The 21,629-nt window shown below is 44.1% G+C and carries 17 protein-coding genes; 10 read left to right on the top strand and 7 right to left on the bottom strand.

What is annotated here, in order from left to right; all coding sequences use genetic code 11:
- Nucleotides 1-73: 73 nt before the first annotated feature.
- Entirely contained in the window at nucleotides 74-1,912 is a 1,839-nt protein-coding gene (locus tag Q4486_RS14825; RefSeq protein ID WP_303419678.1) for an HD domain-containing phosphohydrolase, read from the top strand.
- A 42-nt stretch (nucleotides 1,913-1,954) separates the two neighbouring features.
- Here the strand turns inward: Q4486_RS14825 and Q4486_RS14820 are convergent, their stop codons facing one another.
- Nucleotides 1,955-3,979, bottom strand: a complete 2,025-nt coding sequence (locus Q4486_RS14820; protein ID WP_303519962.1) for an NADPH-dependent 2,4-dienoyl-CoA reductase — start codon at nucleotides 3,977-3,979, stop codon at nucleotides 1,955-1,957.
- A 32-nt stretch (nucleotides 3,980-4,011) separates the two neighbouring features.
- The gene (locus tag Q4486_RS14815) at nucleotides 4,012-4,857 is read right to left on the bottom strand and encodes a crotonase/enoyl-CoA hydratase family protein (RefSeq protein WP_303419674.1); all 846 of its coding nucleotides are present in this window, start codon (nucleotides 4,855-4,857) and stop codon (nucleotides 4,012-4,014) included.
- A gap of 137 nt (nucleotides 4,858-4,994) precedes the next feature.
- Between Q4486_RS14815 and Q4486_RS14810 the strand changes: the two genes are divergently transcribed.
- The 5 genes from Q4486_RS14810 to Q4486_RS14790 all read left to right on the top strand — a co-directional run bounded on the left by Q4486_RS14810 (nucleotide 4,995) and on the right by Q4486_RS14790 (nucleotide 8,797).
- Nucleotides 4,995-5,603: a TetR/AcrR family transcriptional regulator gene (locus Q4486_RS14810; RefSeq protein WP_303419672.1), complete on the top strand. Its 609-nt coding sequence runs from the start codon at nucleotides 4,995-4,997 to the stop codon at nucleotides 5,601-5,603.
- A 25-nt stretch (nucleotides 5,604-5,628) separates the two neighbouring features.
- Nucleotides 5,629-6,405: an alpha/beta fold hydrolase gene (locus tag Q4486_RS14805; protein WP_303519960.1), complete on the top strand. Its 777-nt coding sequence runs from the start codon at nucleotides 5,629-5,631 to the stop codon at nucleotides 6,403-6,405.
- Between the two features lie 67 nt (nucleotides 6,406-6,472).
- Nucleotides 6,473-6,832 carry a hypothetical protein gene (locus tag Q4486_RS14800; RefSeq protein ID WP_303519959.1) on the top strand — a complete coding sequence of 120 codons (360 nt, stop codon included), beginning with the start codon at nucleotides 6,473-6,475 and terminating at the stop codon, nucleotides 6,830-6,832.
- A gap of 50 nt (nucleotides 6,833-6,882) precedes the next feature.
- Nucleotides 6,883-7,536 (top strand): YkgJ family cysteine cluster protein, encoded by a 654-nt coding sequence (locus Q4486_RS14795; RefSeq protein ID WP_303519957.1) that lies wholly within the window; start codon nucleotides 6,883-6,885, stop codon nucleotides 7,534-7,536.
- A 97-nt stretch (nucleotides 7,537-7,633) separates the two neighbouring features.
- Nucleotides 7,634-8,797, top strand: coding sequence for a PilT/PilU family type 4a pilus ATPase (locus Q4486_RS14790; RefSeq protein ID WP_303419668.1), 1,164 nt, complete (start codon nucleotides 7,634-7,636; stop codon nucleotides 8,795-8,797).
- An 85-nt stretch (nucleotides 8,798-8,882) separates the two neighbouring features.
- Here the strand turns inward: Q4486_RS14790 and fadA are convergent, their stop codons facing one another.
- From fadA to Q4486_RS14770, 4 genes are all read right to left on the bottom strand, one after another.
- Nucleotides 8,883-10,058, bottom strand: a complete 1,176-nt coding sequence (gene fadA / locus Q4486_RS14785; RefSeq protein ID WP_303519955.1) for an acetyl-CoA C-acyltransferase FadA — start codon at nucleotides 10,056-10,058, stop codon at nucleotides 8,883-8,885.
- 11 nt (nucleotides 10,059-10,069) lie between these two features.
- Nucleotides 10,070-12,229: a fatty acid oxidation complex subunit alpha FadB gene (gene fadB / locus Q4486_RS14780; protein WP_303519953.1), complete on the bottom strand. Its 2,160-nt coding sequence runs from the start codon at nucleotides 12,227-12,229 to the stop codon at nucleotides 10,070-10,072.
- 73 nt (nucleotides 12,230-12,302) lie between these two features.
- Complete coding sequence (locus Q4486_RS14775) at nucleotides 12,303-13,232, bottom strand: electron transfer flavoprotein subunit alpha/FixB family protein (protein WP_303519951.1); 930 nt, start codon at nucleotides 13,230-13,232, stop codon at nucleotides 12,303-12,305.
- Nucleotides 13,233-13,243: 11 nt separating this feature from the next.
- Nucleotides 13,244-13,993: an electron transfer flavoprotein subunit beta/FixA family protein gene (locus Q4486_RS14770; RefSeq protein ID WP_067865703.1), complete on the bottom strand. Its 750-nt coding sequence runs from the start codon at nucleotides 13,991-13,993 to the stop codon at nucleotides 13,244-13,246.
- A gap of 724 nt (nucleotides 13,994-14,717) precedes the next feature.
- Here Q4486_RS14770 and Q4486_RS14765 point away from each other — a divergent pair.
- From Q4486_RS14765 to Q4486_RS14755, 3 genes are all read left to right on the top strand, one after another.
- On the top strand, nucleotides 14,718-15,989 hold the full coding sequence (locus Q4486_RS14765; protein WP_303519950.1) for a DUF2254 domain-containing protein: 1,272 nt from the start codon (nucleotides 14,718-14,720) through the stop codon (nucleotides 15,987-15,989).
- A 37-nt stretch (nucleotides 15,990-16,026) separates the two neighbouring features.
- The gene (locus Q4486_RS14760) at nucleotides 16,027-17,109 is read left to right on the top strand and encodes an endonuclease/exonuclease/phosphatase family protein (protein WP_303519949.1); all 1,083 of its coding nucleotides are present in this window, start codon (nucleotides 16,027-16,029) and stop codon (nucleotides 17,107-17,109) included.
- 696 nt (nucleotides 17,110-17,805) lie between these two features.
- A complete protein-coding gene (locus tag Q4486_RS14755; RefSeq protein ID WP_303519948.1) occupies nucleotides 17,806-18,789 on the top strand; it encodes a hypothetical protein in 984 nt (327 codons plus the stop codon).
- A 74-nt stretch (nucleotides 18,790-18,863) separates the two neighbouring features.
- Here the strand turns inward: Q4486_RS14755 and ltrA are convergent, their stop codons facing one another.
- On the bottom strand, nucleotides 18,864-20,189 hold the full coding sequence (gene ltrA / locus Q4486_RS14750) for a group II intron reverse transcriptase/maturase (RefSeq protein ID WP_303519946.1): 1,326 nt from the start codon (nucleotides 20,187-20,189) through the stop codon (nucleotides 18,864-18,866).
- Nucleotides 20,190-20,821: 632 nt separating this feature from the next.
- Between ltrA and Q4486_RS14745 the strand changes: the two genes are divergently transcribed.
- Complete coding sequence (locus tag Q4486_RS14745) at nucleotides 20,822-21,547, top strand: hypothetical protein (protein WP_303519944.1); 726 nt, start codon at nucleotides 20,822-20,824, stop codon at nucleotides 21,545-21,547.
- Nucleotides 21,548-21,629 lie beyond the last annotated feature (82 nt).

Raw genomic sequence — 21,629 nt, 5'->3', positions numbered from 1 at the left:
TAGATCGAAACTTTCCACTTCCAATACACTCCAATCAGCATCTAACAGCATTTAACGGGTCAGGAAGCACTTGATGAAAATAGCACCAACCTCTATTTATCACTCCCTTCGCTTTCAAATTACCGTTGTTATCGTTCTGTTAATCGGCGTATTACTTATTAATACTCTGTTTTCATTTTATAGTGAGAATCAGCGTCGCCATGATTACGATACATTGCAAAGCTCCGGTACAACGCAGCAGCTTTTTAGCTCTTTGATCAGTCGCAGTAGCCAATATGCAGAAGCAGCCCCTAGAGACTGGGAGACATACTTCCGCGATTTAGGGATGTATGGACAAGATTTAAATAACATCATCTTAAAATTAGATAACACTCTGTCAACGCTAACAGACCTACCCGATCTCCAACAGCAATGGAAAATCTACTCCCAAGAAATACACACTGTTCGAGGAGATCTAGCAGAACCTAAATTAGAATCGGTTGCACACTGGGTCGTCGCCCATCAACAAGAGCTTAATGCATTATCTGGACAGATAGATCAACGCATTAAAACGATGTTGGACCAACAATTAAAAACACAAAGACAGATAAATATCGCCCTTTTTACTCTCTCTTTGCTCGTAGGCCTATCAACCCTCTTCGCACTAAATCGACTGTTTAGCCGTCCGCTACAAACCATTTTGTCTCGTCTCCAACATCTTGCCCAAGGTAAGACCGTGTTAGATGAAACGATCGACAGCAGAAATGAGATGGGCACCATCTATTCAGCCATAGACGACTTAGCCCTCAACCTTAATACAACATTTAATCTGACACGCAATGTTAACCAAGCAACCAGCGTTGATAGCGCCTTATGCTTTGTCTATGAAGAGTATCAGCAGCGTCTTCCGATTGATGCTCTATGCCTTATACGTGATAGTAACGACGGCCAATCCCTTCTATTAGAAAGAGTTCACAGCGACAAGAACCTGCAGTTAAAAGAAAACAGTCACTACTCAAAACAAGTATGTGAGCTCTGTAGCCTATTTGACCTTTCTGAACCCCTTCTTTGGCAGGAAGATCAAGATTGGGATGAGCAACACTCAGAGCTTGCTAAATATCTGCACAATGCAGGGATTAACTCCGCGCTATTTTTTCCATTTAACAATCAAAGTGGTTCTATTTTAGTCTTTGCTAGTACTGTCCCTTCAGCCTTTAATGAAAAACATCTTCGACTATTAAAAAACGCGGGGGGGCAACTACAACACGCATTTGAGAAAACAGAGTTAGTAGAGAGTTTAGTTATCTCGGCTGTTAGTGGTTTATCAAAGCTTGCCGAAAGTCGAGATCCAGAAACAGGCGACCATCTCGCCCGAATGTCTCAGTACTCAATGATTCTCGCTGAAGAGCTTAGCCATGACAGCCCTTACGAATATCTGATTGATAATCGCTACATACGTGACATTCTGCGCTTCTCCCCTATGCATGACATTGGAAAAGTAGGGATCGCAGATAGCATTCTACTGAAACCAGGTAGGCTAACCAGCGAAGAGCGTCATGATATGGAGTTTCACCCAGCCATCGGCGGAGAAGTATTGAAGCGCTGTGAAGAGCAACTTAATGCCAGTGGACACAGCATGTTCGCCACCGGCATCGAAATTGCTGAAGGGCACCATGAAAAATGGGATGGCAGCGGTTATCCACACGGCTGGAAAGAGAAGGAGATCCCTCTTTCAGCACGTATTGTTGCCGTTGCCGATGTGTTTGATGCTTTAACATCAAAACGCCCTTATAAAGAAGCTTGGCCGGTCGAAAAGGCACTTAAACTCTTTGATGAAGAATCAGGCAAGCACTTTGATCCTGAGATCATTAAAGCTTTTCATCGCGCCCTACCGAAAATTTTAGAGATCTATGAACGCCTAAAACATGTGTAAAAACCACAGAGCCCCTCTGTGGTTTTACTCTCTAGCTATAGATTAAATATCAGCCGCTAATCGGGTACCTTGATCAATCGCCCGTTTAGCATCCAGTTCAGATGCCACATCCGCACCACCAATCAAGTGAACAGCTACATTTTTAATCTGTTCAACCAATTCACGGCGAGGCTCCTGCCCTGCACAGACAATCACATTATCAACAGCAAGAGTTTGCGGCTCACCATTAACAAGAAGATGCAGACCCTCATCATCAATTTTCAGGTATTCACAGTTATTTAGCATATTAACGCCTTTCTTAGCTAAATCTGCGCGATGAATCCAACCGGTTGTTTTACCAAGCTGCGCACCCACTTTAGATTTTTTACGCTGTAAGAGATAAACCTCTCTAGCAGCAGGTTCAAAAACTGGGGTCATCTTTTCTACACCGCCACGGGCATCCATCGTCATATCTACGCCCCATTCCTGCATAAACGCGGGGATATTTAAACTCGTAGATTCACCCTGATGAATAAGATACTCAGAAATATCAAACCCAATACCGCCAGCACCAATCACCGCAACCTTTTGCCCAACCTCAGCACCTGACATCACATCAAGATAGTTCAATACTTTCCGGTGCTCTATCCCTTCAATATCAGGTGTACGAGGGGAGATCCCTGTTGCCAGCACAACCTCATCAAATCCTTGCTCCTCAAGCATTTCAGCGTTAACAAAGGTATTCAATTTTAACTCAACACCGGTCAGTTCAACCTGTTTAGAGAAGTACCTCAATGTTTCATAAAATTCCTCTTTACCCGGAATCCGCTTAGCTATATTAAATTGGCCACCTATTTCAGAAGCTGCATCAAACAGGGTTACTTGATGGCCTCGCTTAGCCGCCGTTGTAGAAAATGCTAAACCAGCAGGGCCTGCACCCACCACCGCTATTTTCTTACTATGGGTCGCCGGTGCGATCAACAATTCAGTCTCATGGCACGCCCGAGGATTGACTAAGCAACTCGTTAATTTGCCTGCAAAAATATGATCCAAACAAGCTTGGTTACAACCGATACAAGTATTGATCTGATCTGCCTGATTCTGTTCAGCTTTACGTACAAAATCGGGATCCGCTAAAAATGGCCGTGCCATAGACACCATATCCGCATCACCACGGGCTAAAACCGATTCAGCAACGTCGGGCATATTGATACGGTTGGATGTAATCACAGGCACACTCAGTGCAGCACGCACTTTAGCTGAGGCCCATGTAAAAGCAGCTCGAGGCACTTTAGTCGCAATGGTAGGAATACGCGCCTCATGCCAACCTATACCTGTATTAATAATAGTTGCACCGGCATCTTCGACTGCTTTTCCTAACTGCACAATCTCATCAAAACTACTGCCCCCTTCCACAAGATCTAACATCGATAGGCGGTAGATAATAATAAAATCACTGCCTACCGCTTCACGTACACGACGCACGACCTCTAACGGAAAGCGAATTCTATGCTCATAATCGCCGCCCCAACTATCCTCACGTTTATTAGTTCGACTCGCGATAAACTGATTTAATAGATAGCCTTCAGAACCCATAATCTCAACACCATCATATCCCGCCTCTTTAGCTAGGGTGGCGCATCGCACAAAATCATTGAGCTGCTTTTCAATATCCTCTTCTGATAACTCTTTCGGCGGAAAAGGATTGATAGGTGCCTGCAATGCAGAAGGCGCAACAGGCTGTGGGTTATAAGCATAACGACCTGTATGTAATATCTGCATACAAATCTTACCGCCTTCATCATGAACAGCCTCAGTAACAATTTTATGATTGTCGACATCTTCAGCATTCGCCATTTGAGCAGCATGTCCATGTACTGCCCCCTCTTTATTAGGCCCAATACCGCCCGTCACAATCAATGCAACACCTCCGCGAGCTCGCTCTGCATAAAAAGCAGCCATACGCTGGAAACCATTAGGGGCCTCTTCTAGGCCTAAGTGCATGGAACCCATCAGAATTCTATTTTTTAACGTGGTAAAACCTAAATCTAACGACTGAAACAGGTGGGGGTATTGGGTATGACTCATAACTAAGCTCTCATTTATCTATTTTATTGTTGTTATGCTTTATGTAATGGCGGTGTTATTTTTCTTAGGGGCTCAAACTCAGGTGGCTTACCCGACATTTTCGCGCTAAAGGTTTGCATCATATCCGCTGGCTGAAACATACCTGCTTGCCATGTAGCCATATAGCTTAAGCTATCGGCCAAACTGTGATCACGGGCGTAGTTGATCATCTGCTTACAACCGGTAACAGCGAGTGGAGAGCGTAACGCAATCTCTTCAGCAATCCTGTTAACTCCTTCTAACATCCTCTTCTCATCAGGATAAACACAATTGACTAGGCCTGCGGATTTAGCTTCATCCGCTTTCATTTTTCTTGCGGTATAAGCCAGTTCTCGGGCTAAACCAGGTGCGATTAGCTGAGGCAGGCGTTGTAATGTACCTAAATCTGCCGTCATCCCTAATTCAGTCTCTTTAATCGTAAAAAACGCATCTTCTGTGCAATAACGCATATCGGCAGCACAAACGAGGTCGAGTGCCCCCCCTATGCAACCACCTTGAATAGCGCATAACACAGGGATTCGAATCTCTTCCAATACAGAAAAACACTGCTGCAGCTGAGTCACCAAACGCCTCATCGCTTCAGCTCTACGACCCGCTTCGCCATTAAACATCTGCGGATCAGGCTGGGTAAAAACCTCTAGATCCATTCCCGCACAAAAATGTTTGCCTGTAGACGAAATAATCAGAACTCGGGCTTCACCTTCAGCATCTAATGCCTGAACAGCCTGAGGAAACTCCGACCAAAATGCTCGGTTCATGGAGTTATATGCTTCCGGCCTATTAAGCTTTATCTGTGCTATATGATTCTCAACACTCAACGTGAAGGTTTCGTAACTCATGGGATATCCATTTCTGTTTAATTAAACGGTTTATTGCCTGATTGCACTCACATTAAAAGCACAATCTAGACACTGTCTAGTTCACTAAGATAGTAATCAATTTTGACACTGTCAAGATTGATTGATAAATTGCCCCCATGACTGAGACAAAAAAGCCCTATCACCACGGTGATTTAAGAGAGAAATTATTAAGTGCCGCTACAAATCTAATCGCAGATGGCGGTGTAGATAATCTATCTATTCGCAAATTAGCGGATAAAGTGGGCGTATCCAGAACAGCCCCCTATCATCACTTTAAAGATAAAAACGAGCTGCTCTGCGCTATAGCGGAACAAGGGTTTTATCAGCAAGATCAAATTGTTAGAGCTATATCAACACAAAAAACAGATTTACCTGCCGCTGAACTTTTTGAAGAGTACGTACTCACCTATATACGTTTTGCGAATGAAAACAGTGAAACCTACGACTTGATGTATGGACGCGATATATGGAAAGCAGGACAACCAACAGAATCATTAAAAGCGATCTCAAAAAACTGTTTTAAACTCTGGCTAGAATGGATCACCGTTCTGCAAGCAGAAGGAGTTTTCGAGTCAAACCATCCTCCTTTGCGAATAGCTCAATCAAGTTGGGCTGCTTTACACGGATTATGTCGACTCTTTAATGACGGCGTGTACATCAATCAAGATGATGTAGATGAAATCGCCAAAACAACAGTAGAGATACTGATAAAAAAAACCAGCTAATCATATACAGATAGACATACACTTAATGACACAGATTCAATTTAGTCACGCCAATGGTTTCCCCGGTAGTAGCTACAATTATCTATTTAGCTTACTCCCCGACTACCCCATCAATTATGTTGAAAAGATGGGACATGGCGACTATCCGCTTGATAATGATCTGAAAAATTACGCAGCAGAACTTATTGCAGATATTGAAAAAAATCATAAGGAAGCGGTCGTAGGTATGGGCCATTCTGCAGGTGCGATTGTGACACTCATTGCCGCCTCACTACGTCCTGATCTTTTCAAACATGTTATTTTACTGGACCCTGTTCTTTTCAGTAAACGTAAACGCTATGCGTTAAAACTAGCAAAAAAACTGGGTTTTATCGATAAGATAACCCCCGCAGCACGCGCCAAAAAACGCCGAACCTACTTTAAAGACAGGCCAGCCGCAAAGCTGTATTTTAGCAATAAAGCACTGTTTAAAAAGTTTCACCCACGCTGCTTTGATGACTATATTGAATACGGTTTAGTCGATACAGATCAAGGTGTAGAGCTAAATATATCCCCTGAAGTAGAAGCTGACATTTTCCGTAATGTACTACTTGATGCACCTAAATCTTTAAGGCGGGTCAAAGGCACTGTTATTTATGGCGCCAACAGTGACCTTTTCAAGCAAAGCGATCGAAAATGGTGGCAACGAAAATTTCCAAATATGGCGCTAATCAGTTTTGAAGGAGGGCACCTTTTCCCATTTGAAGACCCAGAAGGAACAGCCAACCTATTAAATAAGGTATTAAAGGATCAGTGCTGTTAAGGTTGTTTTTCGCCCTAAAACAGCGAACAAGCCCAGCCATACACGTAAAAATATGGAGCCAACTAAGATGAAAACGATTTTTATCACTACCCTGCTCATGATATTTAGTACCAGCTATGCCGTAGCCAACAGCAGTGAAGTTACCCATGTAGACGTGCGAAAAACAGGAGAAAATTACAATTTCTCTGTCACAATAAAACATGCTGATACGGGCTGGGATCATTATGCAAACAAATGGGAAGTTGTGGGCGATAAAGGTGAAGTTTATGGTACTCGGATACTCCACCACCCTCACGTAAATGAGCAACCATTTACACGCAGCCTGTCTAACGTAAAGATCCCCGCTGGAATTAAATCAGTCATTATTCGCAGTTATGATTCAGTACATGGCTTAGGCGAGAAAGAGTTCCGAGTAGAACTCCCCTAGAACAACCTCAATAGCGTATAATTATCTAAAAACGATAATGCTGATCGCTTATGTCTGAACAAAAAACATTCTTCTCTACTGCTGATGTTGCTATTGTTGCGGAAAAGATTCGTGACGCAAGCCATGAGTATGAAGCCCTATTTACGCACTTAGGCACGCAGATCTATTCGGTCATTGAACCGCTTGAAAATCCATCAGATAAAGTGGACCTCACCCTACAATATATTGCTGACGCCGAAATCGCTTTTGAAAAAAGCTTCCCTACTAATCAGACGATCGCTTGCCATAAAGGCTGCCATCACTGCTGCTACTTCCCTATTCAAACATCACAGCAAGTAGTCGATTATATTGTCGATTATATTCATCACCACTTTAGCGACGATAAGATTCAACAACTAAAAGCCAAACTCATAGACGATATCGCATCACGGCAACCACCGCTATACCGCGCGGCTTGTCCTTTTCTTGATGAAAATAATGCATGTTCTATCTATTCTAAACGTCCCTTGGCCTGTCGCTGGTTTAGCTCACCCGATGCCCAGAACTGCGAAAAATCCGTCAAAGATGGCCGAAATATTGATCAACATCCGGTGAAATCTCGTATTTATCAAGCCGCAAATACCGCCCTATTGGCTGATCAGAAAAGATTAACCGATTCAGATCAACAGCTTGCATTCACCCCTTCCATATTAGCTGCGTTATAATTTTTACTAGTCCCTCCCCATGACGAGCAGCGATCTTTACACTACACTGCCCTATATATTTTGATTAAACACTCGCTGTTCAAAGGATGCGCAGATTATGCAGTTTCAGGACTACCTTACGATTTTGTCCAAACGAGACGGATCAGATCTCTACTTAACCACTGGAGCACCACCTTGTGCAAAGTTCGAAGGTAAGCTGACTCCTCTGAGTAAAGAAGCTTATAAACCGGGTGAAGTTGAACTCATCGCACGCGAATTAATGGATGAGCAACAGCAAGCGGTATTTGAAGATGAGCTAGAGATGAACTTAGCCTACTCCATTCCTAAAGTGGGCCGTTTCCGTATCAATATTTTCCGCCAGCGAAACCAATACTCCATTGTCGCCCGAAATATTAAAACCGACATTCCAAAAATGAGTGACTTAGGGCTGCCTAATGTCCTTAAAGATATCATTATGGAAAAACGTGGGCTGGTATTATTTGTTGGTGCTACAGGTTCAGGTAAATCTACATCTTTAGCCGCCTTGATAGATCACCGCAACCGTAACAGTGGCGGCCATATCATTACCATTGAAGACCCTATAGAGTTTGTTCACAACCATAGAAAATCGTTGATCAACCAACGCGAAGTGGGCGTAGACACACGTAATTTTCACAACGCCCTGAAGAACGCACTCAGACAAGCACCGGATGTTATCTTAATCGGTGAGATTCGCGACCAAGAGACGATGGAACAGTGTTTAACTTATGCTGAAACCGGCCATTTAGCTATATCAACACTGCATGCTAACAATGCTAACCAAGCGATAGATCGTATTATTAACTTCTTCCCTCAAGCGCGTCATAAACAGATATTTCACGACTTAGCGCTTAACCTTAAAGCCATTATTTCTCAGCGCCTCATCCCCACAAAAGAAGGTAAACGCTGTGCCGCAATTGAAGTGATGTTAGGCACATCAACGATCCAAGAACTGATTATGAAGGGTGATATCAAAGAGATTAAAGAGGTGATGTCCTCATCCTCTGAAGCTACAGGGATGCAAACCTTCGATGATTCACTTTATAAGCTTTATAAACAAGAGATAATCACCGAAGAACAGGCCCTGCTCAACTCCGACTCAGCAAACGATATGCGTTTAAAAATGAACCTTGCTGTTGAGGAAGGTGATGATGAAAAAGAAGACACACCACAAGACGAAACATTTGACGAAGAGAATCCGCTCGCAGGAATAAGACTGCTAGATGAGGGCGAAGAGGTCTAAAACAACAACGAAAAAAGCCCCATCCAATGGATGGGGCAAACAAAGCTATAGAGCAGGGTTGAAAATATACGAATGAAGTCTGAGCCTATAAACGCTCAATTACTGTTGAGATACCTTGTCCCATACCTATACACATAGTCGCCAAACCTAATGTGCCATCTTGTTGCTCAAGCACATTCATTAAGGTATTAGTGATACGCGTACCAGAACAACCTAACGGATGCCCTAACGCAATCGCACCGCCTTTAAGGTTTACTTTCTCTTCCATCTTATCGAGTAGTTTCAACCCTTTAAGAACGGACAAACCTTGCGCCGCAAACGCTTCGTTCAGCTCAACATAATCAATATCATCCATGGTAAGACCAGCACGTTTCAAGGCTTTCTGTGTTGCCGGTACGGGGCCATAACCCATAATTGAAGGATCACAACCGGCTACGGCCATACTCACAATACGCGCCCGCGGTTTAAGTCCTAAGGCTTCAGCTTTAGCGGCTGACATCACCAACATCGCTGATGCGCCATCAGAGAAAGCCGAGGAGGTACCCGCAGTCACTGTACCCACTTTAGGTACAAAGACAGGTTTAAGCGCTGCCAACGTTTCCACTGTCGTTTCTGGGCGAATAACTTCATCCGCCTCAAGTAGAGATTTAAAGCCATTCTCATCATGTCCTTCGACGGCCACAATCTCGCTATCCCACATACCATCAAGATGAGCTTGATGGGCTAAACGGTGTGAACGCGCCGCAAATTCATCTTGCATCTCGCGGCTAATACCGTTCATTTTACCCAGCATCTCTGCTGTAACGCCCATCATCATTGCCGCTTTGGCAACTTGCTTAGACATTTGAGGGTTAATATCCACGCCGTGCATAATAGAGACATGCCCCATATGCTCTACACCACCAGCAATAAAAACATCGCCGTTACCGGTCATAATGTTCTGAGCAACCGCATGCAACGCCGCCATAGAGGAACCACATAGACGGTTGATCGTTTGCCCTGCAACGGTATGGGGAATACCCGCTAATACCGCCGCGTTACGCGCAATGTTAAAACCTTGTTCTTTTGTTTGGTTAACACAACCCCACATCACATCTTCGATATCAGCCGGATTTAATGCATCGTTACGCTCAAGAAGTGCCGTCATCATCGCTGCAGATAATGCTTCTGCACGTACATTACGGAAAGATCCATTTTTTGACTTACCCATTGGGGTACGCACACCGTCAACGATGACTACGTCATTTGGTTTCAAGTTCATTGTCTTACCCCTTAACCTTTAACTTCAGAAAAGTATTTATCGCCAGCGGCGGCCATCTGTTTCATTTTTTCAGTCGGCTGATACAGCGGACCTAAGGCTTCATATTTTTTAGCCATCTCACAGAAACCGGCTAAGCCGATCTGATCAAGGTAATGAAGCGCGCCACCTCGGAAAGGAGGGAAACCTATACCATAAACAAGCCCCATATCAGCTTCTGCTGGGCTTGCCACTATGCCATCTTCCAAACAACGAACCGTTTCAATACAAAGCGGAATCATCATACGTTCAACGATCTCTTCATCACTAAACTCGCGTGTTTCAGAGCTAATACCCGCTAAAAGCGCCGGCACTTCATCATCTACTAACTTCTTAGGCTTACCTTTTCTATCGAGTTCATAGCGATAGAAACCTTTGTTATTTTTCTGGCCAAAACGTTCAAGCTTAAACATGCGATCAATCGCATTTTCACCTTCATGCTGCATACGATCTGGGAAGCCTGCCGCCATAACCGCATCGGCATGATGGGCCGTATCTATACCCACAACATCTAACAGATAAGCAGGGCCCATTGGCCAACCAAAACGTTCCATCACCCGATCTACTTGTTGGAAATCTGCACCATCAGAAATTAAAGCGCTGAAACCACCAAAGTATGGGAAAAGAATACGGTTAACTAAGAAGCCTGGGCAGTCATTAACAACAATAGGAGTTTTACCCATCGCTTTTGCATAAGCGACTGTGCGTGCCACTGCCTCTTCCGAGGTTTTCTCTCCACGGATAACCTCAACTAAAGGCATCAAATGAACAGGGTTAAAGAAGTGCATACCGCAGAAGTTCTCAGGATTTTTCAACGCAGTAGCTAGATCAGTAATAGAGATCGTTGAGGTATTAGAGGTCAATACCGCACCTTCAGGTAGATGACCTTCTACTTCAGCCAAAACCGCTTTCTTCACATTTGGATTTTCTACAACCGCTTCAACTACAAGATCTACGTTAGAGAAATCACCGTAATTCAAGGTTGGTCTAATGCTGTTAAGCACTTGAGCCATTTTAGTGGTATCCATACGGCCACGAGTGACTTGCTTATTCAGCAGTTTAGTCGCTTCATCTAGACCTAACTGCAAAGCAGCCTCATTGATATCTTTCATCAAAATAGGCGTGCCTTTAGAGGCCGATTGATAAGCAACACCACCACCCATAATACCAGCGCCTAGCACCGCTGCCTGTTTCACCGGCTCGGCTTTGCTTTCAAAATCTTTGCTGACTTTCTTGATATATTGGTCTTTCATAAATAGACCAACAAGCGCCGCACATACTTCCGTTTTAGCAACTTTGACAAAGCCTTTAGCTTCTATTTCTATGGCTTTATCTCGTGGAAGGTTGGCATGCTTTTGAATCGTTTTTAGTACCGCCATTGGCGCTGGGTAGTGCGGACCAGCCTTAGCACCAATCACACCTTTAGCCGACTCAAATGCCATCATCTGTTCAATTTGATTTAACTTGATAGGATTGATTTTCTCATCACGTCGCGCTTGATAATCAAATTTTCCAGCAATACAGCCTTTCAATAGATCTAATGCAGCGTCTTTAACCCGTGAAGTTTCAACAACCGCATCTACCGCACCATCAGTTAGCGCCGCCTTAGCGCGTTTTTCACTACCGCCACAGATCCACTCATTAGCATTATCAACACCAATCAAGCGAGGTAAACGAACAGTACCGCCCCAACCTGGATAGATGCCCAATTTAACTTCAGGTAGACCGACCTTAGCCTTATCACCCAGCACACGGTAATCGGTGGCTAAACAAAGCTCAAAACCGCCACCTAGAGCTAAACCATTGATCGCCGCAACCGTAGGAACGGACAGGTCCTCAATCTGATTGAATAAACCGTGAATATCTAACAAACCTTGAACCAACTCATCTTCATCGGATGAGAAAAAGCCCATAAATTCCGTGATATCAGCACCGACAATAAAACTATCTTTGGCACTGGAGAAAATCACGCCACGTAGGCCATCAACACCTGAAAGTGTATCAATTGCCGTGCGTAATTCAGCTAATGTACTCTGATCGAGTTTGTTGATTGAATCGCCTTGACGATCAAACACTAGATCGTAGATTCCGTCTTCAATCGACTTTACTTGAATCGCTTGCCCTTCGAAAAGCATCTAAGTTGCTCCGTATTTTTTATTATTAAGCCCTGCGGTTTACGCCAGAGCTGTTTAAAATTAAGTAAAAGCGTTAAAGCTTGCCTTCAAGTTCAGGCACTGCCTCAAACAGATCAGCCACAAGGCCATAATCTGCCACCTGAAAAATAGGTGCTTCTTCATCTTTATTGATAGCGACAATAATTTTTGAATCTTTCATACCCGCTAGATGCTGAATAGCACCAGAGATACCGACAGCGATATATAGATCCGGCGCAACCATTTTTCCGGTCTGACCCACCTGCATATCATTAGGTACAAAGCCTGCATCCACCGCTGCTCGCGAGGCACCAACTGCAGCGCCTAACTTATCCGCTACCTTATTAAGTAACTCAAAGTTTTCGCCATTACCCATACCACGACCACCGGAAATAACGATCGATGCGGCAGTCAACTCTGGGCGTTCACTCTCAGCAATCTCTTCATTAACAAAACGAGAGGTTCCTGCATCACAAACGTCTGATAAGTTCACAACCTCTGCGCTACCACCCGCCCCTTCAACAGGGTCAAATGCGGTACCACGAACCGTCATCACTTTAATTGCATCCGCGGACTTAACCGTTGCTATCGCATTACCCGCATAGATTGGACGCTTAAATGTATCCGCTGACTCAATCGCCATAACATCTGAAAGCTGATTAACATCCAGCAACGCAGCCACACGCGGCAGCACGTTCTTAGCTGTTGTTGTGGACGACCCTAAAATATGGCTATAACTCGCCGCTAAACCCTGCACCAACTTACTCACATTCTCCGCAAGCTGATGCTCATAGGCGTCATTATCAGCCACCAATACCTGTGCAACAGCCGAAATTTGAGCAGCTGCATCCGCAACGGACTGACAACCACTACCCGCAACAAGAAGATGAATATCTCCACCAATCGCTTGCGCAGCACTTAGCGTATTCAGTGTGACTGGCTTTAATTCATTATTATCATGTTCTGCAATGACTAGAATGGTCATAACATTCACCCCTATATCACTTTTGCTTCGTTGCGTAATTTTTCCACCAGCTCATCAACTGAACTCACCTTGATACCCGCTTGACGTTCTGCCGGCGGTTCAACACTTAAAAGTGTTAAATTGCTCGATACAGCAACACCTAACTCATCAGGGGTCAGTAGATCTAAAGGCTTGCGCTTAGCTTTCATAATATTAGGCAGGGAGGCATAACGGGGTTCATTAAGACGAAGATCCGTGGTCACAATCGCAGGCATCTGTAATTCAACCGTTTGCAGACCACCATCGATCTCGCGTGTTACCTGTACTTTGTCACCATCCACGGCAACCTTAGACGCAAAGGTACCCTGCGGACGATCCAGCAATGCTGCCAGCATTTGGCCCGTTTGGTTATTATCAGAGTCAATCGCTTGCTTGCCCAAAATAACCATACCAGGCGCTTCTTTTTCCACGACCTTCGCTAACAATTTAGCAACAGACAAAGAATCTGGCGCATCCTCAGTATCAACACGAATACCACGGTCAGCACCTAAAGCTAATGCGGTACGAATCTGTTCTTCGCAGCTTTTACTACCAATAGAGACAACAACAACTTCGTCAGCCACGCCGGCTTCTTTTAAACGAACGGCTTCTTCTATAGCTATTTCACAGAAAGGATTTAAAGCCATTTTGACATTAGCTAGATCAACATCGCTATTATCGGCTTTAACACGTACTTTGACGTTGTAGTCAATTACACGTTTTACGGCAACCAGTACTTTCATAACCGCCTCTTCTCATTGTTATTCGGCTTTCAGGGCTTTTTAAAAAATGCGCCCTGTAAAGGTTTAGGTATAGCTAAATACTAGTACCTATGCCGAATTCAACAATAACAAAAAGCAGCGACTTCACTGACAAAAATTACCATTAGGCATCAAAAGCCCATTAAATAAGCCTTACAGAGAAGATGTTTTGCAAACAAATACGATCACAAATAACTTACAAACTGTCATTTAAGGGCAAGCAGGCTCTATTAAAGGCAACATAAGAAAGCAGCCACTTCCAGATTGCCGTTTTCAACCGAACACCCTTTTGTAGGAGCCCAGCCCCCCAAGCGAAAGAACCCCGGAACGAACCCGCAATAAAACTACCCCCTCGGCCAGACACCCGTTCCGAGCATAAAGGCCGGCCTACTACAAACAACGAAGGTCAGAACCTTATTACTCGTATTCGTTAAACTGTAGTAGATTCACATCGATAAGCTGAGAAGAAACAGCAAAAAAAGTACCTAACTTTTCACATAACGTCTGCATCGAAGATGCTTTAAAAGTAGCCCTATTTCAAAACTAAGCGTTTCGCTACCTATATAGACATGGTCTATAGCAAGGTATCTGTCAGGCTGACCCATCCAGTAGATCAAAGAATAAAAGTCGAGCGCTTTTCATGGTAGCGTATACTAAGAAAATCAATCGGACTGCCATTATTTGATGCGTTGAACATAGGGCTCATATGAATTCTTTAATTTCGTTAGACCGTCTCCGATTTCTATTCAACCGTTTTAGTGAAAGGCTATGGGTGCGCCCATTGGCGGTCTGCTTTTTATCCATTGCAGCGGTCTTTGCAGCGAAATTTATAGATGGCTCCGCTGTGGCGAATCAAATGCCTTCTATTGCTCAAGATTCGGTTGAAACTTTACTTTCACTGCTCGCATCCAGCATGTTGGTAATCGCCACCTTTTCGGTGGGTTCGATGGTATCGGCATACGCCGCTGCCAGCAGCTCCGCTACCCCTCGCGCTTTCTCTTTAGTGGTTGCTGATGACGTATCCCAGAATGCTCTTTCAACCTTTGTTGGGGCATTTATTTTTAGTGTGGTTGCTCTAACTGCAGTAAAAAATGCATTCTATAATCAAGCCGGCTTATTCAGCCTTTTTGTGCTTACCACCATTGTATTTGCAGTAGTGATTCTGACTTTTGTCCGCTGGGTCGATAATATCGCGCGGCTGGGACGGGTGGGATCGACCATTGAAAAAGTTGAAAAGGCAACGGAAAACGCTTTTATTAGACGACGAGATAAACCTAGGCTGGGTGGCATATCAATATCAGATATTACCAGCAAAGGAGTAGATGTTTTTTCACCAAGGATTGGTTATGTGCAGCATATTGATATGGCTGCCCTTCAGGATTGGGCCAAAAGCGTTGATGCGCACGTTGTAGTATCCGCATTACCCGGAGCGCTGACTACAGCGGATAAACCTTTAGCCTCTGTGCATATATCATCATCTGCGTTGTCCAACGTAGATTATACGGGCCTTATTAAATCATTCCACATTGGCCACGACCGTACGTTTGAAGATGATCCTCGCTTTGGCTTAGTCACGTTATCAGAAATTGCAGCGCGTGCTTTATCTCCTGCCGTCAACGATCCAGGAACAGCGATAAAGGTAACGGGGTCGCTGGTACGTTTAATTTCGCTCATTGATCAACCCGAGCAACCAGAAAGCAAACCTAGATATGACCGCGTAGCCGTTCCAGAGGTTGCCTTGCAGGATATGTTCGATGATGCTTTTACGGCTATAGCACGCGATGGTGCGGGTATCATAGAGGTATGTATTCGTTTACAAAAAGCGTTGACCTCTCTTGAATCTCTTAACAATAAGGAAATAAAAAAAGCGGCTCAATATCACCGACGTTTAGCCCTGAAACGGGCATGTAATGTACTTGATATAGAAGAGGATTTAATCGCTATTAAAAAGGCTGCACGCGAAGATAAGTCGATGTGACATTCAGATATGGATTAAGACAGAGCAGGCCTAACAGATGACAGTTATACTCACTTTTTTTACAACCTTAGCCTGTATAGTGACGCTACTTCCCTTTTCACGGCACCCCCACTGGGCCATCAGGGGAATGGACTTTCCTCGACTACAATTTGCTATTTTTATAGCGGTTTTATTGATAGCCAATTTTGTTTTCCTTAATAAACAATCCCCATTAACCTGGTTTGTAATCTCAATCACTGCGCTTTGCTTGGCCTGGCAGTTATGGTGGATATTACCTTATACGCGCTTATGGCCCTATGAAGTAAAAGAGACTCAGGAGAGTAGCCCTGATAAGCAAATAAGTATTATGACGGCTAATGTTCTAACGCCTAACCGAAAGGTAGATAAGCTCATTCAGTTAGTACAAACGCATAAACCCGATGTGCTTGTAACACTCGAGTCTGATCAGTGGTGGGAAGATCAACTCAAGGTAGTGGAAACGGATATGCCGCACAGCATAAAATGCCCACTGGATAACCTTTACGGCATGCATGTGTTTTCAAGGTTGCCCTTAAGTAACCAAGAAATAGCTTACTTGGTCGAGAAAGAGGTTCCGTCCATACACACCACCTTAACTTTAGACTCAGGTGATAAAGTCCGCATGCACTTTATGCATCCTGCCCCTCCTAGCCCTACCGAAAATCCAGAATCAGTAGAACGGGATGCTGAATTAATCATTGTGGCTAAAAGTGTTGCTAAAAGTAATCAACCTATCATCGTAACAGGGGATCTTAATGACGTGGCGTGGTCTGCGACAACCCGTCTATTCCGTAAAATAAGCGGTCTGTTAGATCCGCGAGTCGGTCGCGGTATGCTAAACACGTTTCATGCGGATCTGCCTTTTTTGCGTTGGCCTTTAGATCATCTATTTCATAGTCAGCACTTTACCCTAAACTCCATTAACCGTTTACCGCCAATCGGTTCTGATCATTTTGCTTTACTAACTAAATTAACGCTCTCGCCTACAGTAGGGGCCGACCAAGCAGGGTTAGATTCTAATGCGTCTGATCACAACTGGGCAAAAGAAATCACCGAAAACCAAGGAGTAAGCACAACGGATGTTCCACAAGTAGGCGAATAATAAATAGGGGAAACCAACGACAATATACCTTCTATACCATACCTAATTTAACGAACCTGCCACTTCAAGCTCAGGCCTTATCCTTTTGTTAAAAAATAACAACTTGTCCACAAAAGTGAGCTATCTTGTTCGATAACTTTAGATATTTAAAAGCAGAGTACTGGTTATTATTAACAGCGTAGCAACGAAAACACAGAAAAATAATATAATAACAAGCAAGACCTCCCTTTAGGCGCTCACCCTTTGCCCAATGAGAATCAAAGCGAAAGGCTGACGCACCTAGCCTGACCCTATAAATCGTTTGGTATTAAAAAATTACCTTTTCGTGCAAAGCTATTGTTTCTCTACAATATCTGTATGGATATACAATATATTTTTAGCCTTACACTATTTATGCTGGTTTACAGCGCTTCTTATCCAAAATGATGCTTGTATTGCAGCCATGCTTAAGTTAAAAATAGTTATAAATCAAACAGATGGATGTCTGGCATGGGTAGATATACACAGCTTTTTATATGAGCTATGTATATCAATTGTTAGTGCGCATGCTCGTTTTGTCACGGAAGAGTTCGATTTAATTCTTTAGTTTCTCCTTCCTTTTCAAATAATTACATCTATTTTTAATCAATAGCGGTGTGGGTAGATACACGGACCCCCGTATATACAAATGTTATATTCTCTGAGAAAGGAATCTAGGTGAGCGAGCAACCACAAGACTTAGAAAGGCTTATTCACGAGTCACTCGAGCAGTTAGGCTGGTCTGCCGATGCAAAAGGTCTTGCTGATAGAGTAAAGCGGCTAAATATTGGCATTCCACTCGAAGATGAGTTTTCAATAATCTGCGGCTGGCTCGGAAAGTGCCAATTAGTGCATAAGCTTGACCAACAACAATACCCCAAAGGTTCAGGCGAAAACTATCAAGTGCCAGACCTTCTCGCGAGCTTCGCTAGAACTGATGGAAGTGAAGCTACAGTGCTTATAGAGGTCAAGTACTGCAAAAACAATGTAATGTCTTTTAAACCAGATTATTACGCAAAGCTAAGGGCTTATAGCAATCTTCTAAATTTACCACTGCTTATTGCCTGGAAGCGCTGGGGTATTTGGTGTCTCGTTTCTATTAATGAATTCCAGAAGGCTACAAAAAACTACAATCTCAGCTTTAATGACGCAATGTGTAATAACTTACTCAGCTCTTTAGCGGGAGATTTTTCATACTCACTTAGTGTTAATGCTGGAGTCCATGTTAGCGCTAAGAAAGAAAAACTGGTCGATGTGGTTGAGACAGAAGAGGGGCGAAACGAAAGTTGGCACATGGTTATTGACGATGTCTACTTCACAAATGGGAATAATGAGAAGATTCGTAACCTTTCATCAATTGCACAGCAAGTGTTTTTTTCATGGGATCTTACGGAAGAGGAAACACACACAGAAACACATGTGACCTTGCACAACACCTGTAAAGAATCCTCAGGTCTATTTGCCCATATGGCACTAACAAGGATTCTTTCATTTCACAGCCGAGAAGATGGAGACATACATTGGCGCAGTCATCTGCGTGACGACAAGGCTATATCCAATATTAGTGAGTATAGAAAAGGGATTGAGGAAAATATGCGCTCAGGTATTGTGCACCACATATTCGGTATACAACCAGCTAATGTGCCAAGCTTCATGAAATGAATATAATCGGGTAGCCGAGGGTCTCTAACCCTCAGCCCCCACAACACCCTGCATGCGGATCCGCACAGGGCGTTTCACTGAGAATGGTGAAGCTTGATCCATCCATCGCGCAATTCATAAAGCCCCTGAGATTTTAAGTAAGCATTGGATAATGCCTGATTAATCCCCGGTGTTTTAGAGCTTCGCCATGGGCCTTTACTGGTAATGCCACACGCAACAGCCGCCTGTACGTGGACGCCTCGACTCATCAGGTTCCTTACCTTGGTGCGTGGCTTTCGCCACTGCCGCCAGTAAGCCATCCTTATTCTGCGCCGAATCCAATGACCTAGATCGACGCAGAGTTGGTAGCAATTGGCGATGCCAAAATAGTTAATCCAGCCACGTATAAATTGGCTGGTTTTGAAGAGCTGATATTTCATCGACACCCCCCAGTTACGATTCGTTAACATGCGTATCCGCTGCTTAAATTTCAGTAGCGTTTTCTCATGCCATTGAATACGACCAGCCTTGAAGGTAAACCCCAAGAACTTACTCTCACTGGTTTTAACGACGCGACTTTTATCGGTATTGACGACCAGCTTCAAGCGGTTTTGCAAGTACTGACTGATACTGCGTAGTACGCGTTCACCTGCTCGCTGACTCTTTACCACTATCGTAAAGTCGTCGGCATAGCGGGCAAACTTATGGCCACGTTTCTCAAGTTCTTTGTCCAGAGGATCGAGCATGATGTTCGCTAGTAGCGGCGATAGTGGCCCGCCTTGCGGTACACCTTCTCGGCTCACACCATAGAACTGGTTGTCGACAAACCCAGCTCGCAGGTATTGTTTAATCAATCGTAGAAGACGTTTGTCCTTCACCTTGTCACCAAGGCGCGTCATCAGCAGATCGTGATTAACTCGGTCAAAGAACTTAGACAGATCGACATCGACCGCGAAGCGGCGACCTTCCTTGATGATGTCTCGCACCTGCTTTACCGCCTGTTGCCCATTTCGATTTGGCCGGAATCCAAAACTATTGTTTGAGAAATCGGGATCAAAAATAGGCGTAAGGACTTGGGCAATCGCTTGCTGAATCACTCGATCACAGACGGTTGGAATCCCCGGTTGGCGAATACCACCATCGGGTTTATCGATTTCAACGCGTCTGACCGGTGAGGGCGTATATCGACCTGTTGCCAGTTCGGTAGTGACCTTCGTCCAGTGTCCTGCTCTTGCCCATACGGGAAATTCGTTGATGGTCATGCCATCCACTCCTGCAACCCCTTTATTGGCTTGAACGCGTTTCCATGCCGCTGAGAGGTTATCCCGTTGCAGCACACGCTCAAATAGATCGTTACTAAAGGCTGGCTTCAGATCACTACGCTGAATCACGTCATCGCCTGACGGCGTTCGTGCGTTCAAGTGTGACAAGGCTCCTCCTTTATTCTTAATGTTCAGGCCTTCACCATGTATCAGCCATTACGCTGACCGTTGGGCTACTATGCCGTCTGCTGACTTCTGCTTAATCACTGGCAAAGTTACCTCTGCCAGCGCTATCGGTTTGTATCTAGTTCGCTCTCCACTGGCGATACATTCAGCGGAGCCAAGGCACTTATTGACCAGAGCCTTACTGGTGGTTTACCGATCGCTTGTTAAGCAGGTCTCCCCAGATAAGAGCATGAACTGTCCCTGCGCAACTGCATCATTTACGGTGGCCGTTAGATCACACGGCTTCGTTGTCTTGTGCCAACTCGCCTCCAGCCTACGCCTCATATGATGTTCTTGTTCATCAGCTCGCAGTTTTGCGTCAGGCTTCCTTTAGACCGTCCCTCGCAGGTTGGCCCTTGCCATTCGCTAGTAGTTATCATCTAATAAACGATATAAATCGCTATGGATGGTGACCTTCCTACAGAGGACTTTCACCTCATTAGTTCATGCCCATGCTGGGCGTACACAAATCAATTAACTGCGCGCCTTCGGCGCCGGACCGCTAAAAGCGTGGCTTCGCCACAACGCGGCCGGTTATTGAGGCGTTAGCTTTTCAAGAGGGTTCTGTGGAAATTCAACAACAAGCTATAAAGAAACTAGCAAATTCGATGAGAATCTATGTTGAAACACACTTTGATTTTCAACGGCTAAAAAATATTGATAAAGAAGAGGCTGTAGACAACCTTGATCGAGCGTTCGAAGCTAAGCTAGAAGCATTTCATAGCCTATATGATGTATCCAAATCTGATATTGATTATTTTTCTCATGGAGATACCGCAGTCTTAATTCTTTTACGCAATGCCATACATCACCGAGATCACTTATTGTTTAAAAGCTGGAATCAAGATATGGCGCTAAATGACGGCTATAAGCGACATCTCGGAGCTGAGTTTCTTCTAGCTGGTTATGATGTATTAGACTCGCCTGCGAGGATGCGTTACTTCTATAAACTTGAAGACTTTTACCTTAGAGTCGATGAAAGTCTCAGCTCACCGTATATTGAAAAGCGTATGAGAGCTTCAAATAGAAAAAAACTGATAGGCCAGCTAGATACCGACTTACATTTTTCAGATATTAAACAACGAGCAAAATCCGATCGTTATCCCGACAATCAAGTCTATATAAATGTAATGCCAATTTTTATTTCTGCCGTCTGCAGAGTTTTCAAATCTCTGAAAGAAAAAGGGGTAGAGTTTGTTGGTTTTGACGCTAAGGCATATGAAGAGCCATTTACAAATGAGTTAGAGGTGGATTTTTCAAAGGTGGTTTATGAACCCTTGCGCATCGTATAAAAAGCTAACAAGTGACTATGGTTCCCAGTCAAGTATTTAGACCATTTTTTCATCCCAGTATGTTCCGTTTTTCACCATCGTA

Source organism: Neptuniibacter sp. 2_MG-2023, from assembly GCF_030547495.1.
GTDB lineage: Bacteria > Pseudomonadota > Gammaproteobacteria > Pseudomonadales > Balneatricaceae > Neptuniibacter.
This window is presented reverse-complemented; position numbering and strand designations above follow the sequence as displayed.

Bases quoted from the DNA above. Each gene is read 5' to 3' on its own strand.
- Q4486_RS14825 (WP_303419678.1), top strand. From the start codon at position 74: ATGAAAATAGCACCAACCTCTATTTATCACTCCCTTCGCTTTCAAATT.
- Q4486_RS14820 (WP_303519962.1), bottom strand. From the start codon at position 3,979: ATGAGTCATACCCAATACCCCCACCTGTTTCAGTCGTTAGATTTAGGT.
- Q4486_RS14815 (WP_303419674.1), bottom strand. From the start codon at position 4,857: ATGAGTTACGAAACCTTCACGTTGAGTGTTGAGAATCATATAGCACAG.
- Q4486_RS14810 (WP_303419672.1), top strand. From the start codon at position 4,995: ATGACTGAGACAAAAAAGCCCTATCACCACGGTGATTTAAGAGAGAAA.
- Q4486_RS14805 (WP_303519960.1), top strand. From the start codon at position 5,629: ATGACACAGATTCAATTTAGTCACGCCAATGGTTTCCCCGGTAGTAGC.
- Q4486_RS14800 (WP_303519959.1), top strand. From the start codon at position 6,473: ATGAAAACGATTTTTATCACTACCCTGCTCATGATATTTAGTACCAGC.
- Q4486_RS14795 (WP_303519957.1), top strand. From the start codon at position 6,883: ATGTCTGAACAAAAAACATTCTTCTCTACTGCTGATGTTGCTATTGTT.
- Q4486_RS14790 (WP_303419668.1), top strand. From the start codon at position 7,634: ATGCAGTTTCAGGACTACCTTACGATTTTGTCCAAACGAGACGGATCA.
- fadA (WP_303519955.1), bottom strand. From the start codon at position 10,058: ATGAACTTGAAACCAAATGACGTAGTCATCGTTGACGGTGTGCGTACC.
- fadB (WP_303519953.1), bottom strand. From the start codon at position 12,229: ATGCTTTTCGAAGGGCAAGCGATTCAAGTAAAGTCGATTGAAGACGGA.
- Q4486_RS14775 (WP_303519951.1), bottom strand. From the start codon at position 13,232: ATGACCATTCTAGTCATTGCAGAACATGATAATAATGAATTAAAGCCA.
- Q4486_RS14770 (WP_067865703.1), bottom strand. From the start codon at position 13,993: ATGAAAGTACTGGTTGCCGTAAAACGTGTAATTGACTACAACGTCAAA.
- Q4486_RS14765 (WP_303519950.1), top strand. From the start codon at position 14,718: ATGAATTCTTTAATTTCGTTAGACCGTCTCCGATTTCTATTCAACCGT.
- Q4486_RS14760 (WP_303519949.1), top strand. From the start codon at position 16,027: ATGACAGTTATACTCACTTTTTTTACAACCTTAGCCTGTATAGTGACG.